Annotated in this window: 3 protein-coding genes; all 3 read left to right on the top strand. The window is 31.2% G+C overall.

The features are described 5' to 3' along the window. The coding region (locus tag P0N36_RS15070; protein ID WP_275843701.1) for a hypothetical protein at nucleotides 1–202 on the top strand (202 nt) is incomplete at its 5' end. A gap of 747 nt (nucleotides 203–949) precedes the next feature. After that, nucleotides 950–1,303 (top strand): hypothetical protein, encoded by a 354-nt coding sequence (locus P0N36_RS15065; RefSeq protein WP_275843700.1) that lies wholly within the window; start codon nucleotides 950–952, stop codon nucleotides 1,301–1,303. A 26-nt stretch (nucleotides 1,304–1,329) separates the two neighbouring features. Then, complete coding sequence (locus P0N36_RS15060) at nucleotides 1,330–1,614, top strand: hypothetical protein (RefSeq protein WP_275843699.1); 285 nt, start codon at nucleotides 1,330–1,332, stop codon at nucleotides 1,612–1,614. Nucleotides 1,615–2,132: the final 518 nt, after the last annotated feature.

The raw sequence follows: 2,132 nt of genomic DNA, 5'->3' as shown, positions 1-2,132 counted from the left end.
TGTTCTTGGCAAAAAAAATTTCTTAAATTTTAAAATCAATCATGAAAGTCAAAAAAATAAAATAATGAAGTTAAACAAAATCGGCAAAGAAGGATCAAAAAAACCTTCGATAGGCCGATTTTTTCATGGTCTTAATCGACCTAAAGATTTCCCTATTTTTTTTATGTTCCCAAAGCTGAATAAATCTAACCTGTCCCATTAAGAATTTCAAATATCAAATGCAAAGATCTGTCGAAAACCCAACTCGCCACCTGGCGCTCGCTGCATTTTCTCTACTTAATCCGCCCAATCGCTCTAAGCAATCCAATTTCATCCTTCGCATAAAAGCCGAAAAACTTTCCTAGCAGCCCTCATTTTAAAGGCATTGGCATATATCAATCCATTTAACATCACTTAAGGCTTTAAAACGCCTTAAATGATGTATTTCTATTTAGTAGTCCATATTAGTACAATGAAGAGTTATCCTGGATATAAAGAAATCTGTGTATTGTTCTTTACTTTTAAAAAGAAGATGTGGACAAGAATAATTAAATCTAAAAAATTGTCTAATCTAATTTAATAGTGATCATGAAAAAGTGTACCACCTTTCGTCAAATATCTGTTCATAAAAACAGAACCGTTTTAAAGGTTCTGCTGAAAGGATTGTGGTTTTAAGGAGTTATTAAATGAACTTATAATGCTAAAACAATGACCCAAGACCAAATGGTGCTTTTGCAATAAGATTACAGAAAATCGTGGCTGATATATATATATATTGTGAATTAAAAAAATTTCTTTTAAGTTCTAAACCCTTTAAAACAGGGGGTTTAGAACTTTTTTGACGGAAAAATGAAAAAAATACTGGCAAATTGGGAAAAAAATAAAAAACATGTGTTATGTTTCCTTTGAAAGCAATTAAGCTAATAAATTACATGAATCTTGAATCAAGATAAGAAAAGGAGTGGTTTAAATGATACCAATAAATAAAAAACAGGAAGTGTTATACAAACTAGGAGGGCTTAATATTACAGAATTAAGAGTTCTAAAAGATCAGTTCAGAACGAAGACAGATCTTAGCAAGAAGTTTTATTATACTTCTTCTACATACTGGAGGGGCTATACGACAGTTTATATACAATCCGGAAAAGTTTTGGAGAAATTTATGGTTAAAAAGGAAAAGGGAAATGATGCACCTAGAGGTGGTAAAGATGGGGATTATATCATCTTCAAGAATACTAAGCAGAACAGAGAAATTCTGTACATACTGAAGATAGGCATAGAATTAGTAATGAATACAGAAGATAGAGACGAGCAGTCGGTTTAATAACAGTCAAAAAAGGAGATAATAATATGTGGAATAATATAGTTATAAACGGTAATCAGATAGAAGTGATTACTGAAAAGTCAGTGTTAATAAAAATGCCAAAGGCTTCAGGATATGAAGGCTATAAGTTTTGGCATACAATAAAATTGGTGAGACGAAAAGGCGGTATGTACACCTTTTCATTTAATGAAGAGTTTGTTTTTGAGTTAAAGAAAAATGGAAAAGGTAAGTGGAATTCAAGGTCGATAATAAGTGAAATGTCTATCGATGCAGAAGAAATGATAAAGGCTTTTGATAATCAAAACTACTAGAAGTTAAGTTGAAATGGTAGATAGTGTTTAGTTAGGATAATGAGCAGCCGTTTTAAAGGCTGCTTTTTATCTGAATATAAAAAGATAAATTTATATGTTGCTTAAAGGCTGTACCATAGTCGATTAAGAGAAGCATACTTTTAACGATAAAATTCCAAAGCTGATAATAAGATCTAATCGAGAGAAGTCGAGAAAACTCGGCACAAAGATTCTTGCGTAATCGAATTTTGGGGTGTGTTTTGGATAGTCAAGTAGTCCTTGAAGAAAAAAAGAAAATACAGAAATTATGTTGCCAGTTTTTTGAAGGAATTTTGTTAATCTTTATTATCTTGAAAAAAGAGTACTGAAAAAGAATTTTGGATGGTTTTTGGTCCTTAAAATGGATAAAATGTATGGATTTTGTTTTTTGAGTATGGAAGGGAAAAATAGAAAAAAATGAATGGAAGTCTTATGGGGAAAGTGTTTGCGGGGTTGGGGATTATATTATGGAATTTGTTGAACTTTATTATGATTACTCA

The organism is Petrocella sp. FN5 (assembly GCF_029210395.1).
Classification (GTDB): domain Bacteria; phylum Bacillota; class Clostridia; order Lachnospirales; family Vallitaleaceae; genus Petrocella.
Note: the sequence above shows the minus strand (reverse complement) of the source record. Positions and strands in the feature narration are given on the sequence as shown.

Bases quoted from the DNA above. Each gene is read 5' to 3' on its own strand.
- P0N36_RS15065 (WP_275843700.1), top strand. From the start codon at position 950: ATGATACCAATAAATAAAAAACAGGAAGTGTTATACAAACTAGGAGGG.
- P0N36_RS15060 (WP_275843699.1), top strand. From the start codon at position 1,330: ATGTGGAATAATATAGTTATAAACGGTAATCAGATAGAAGTGATTACT.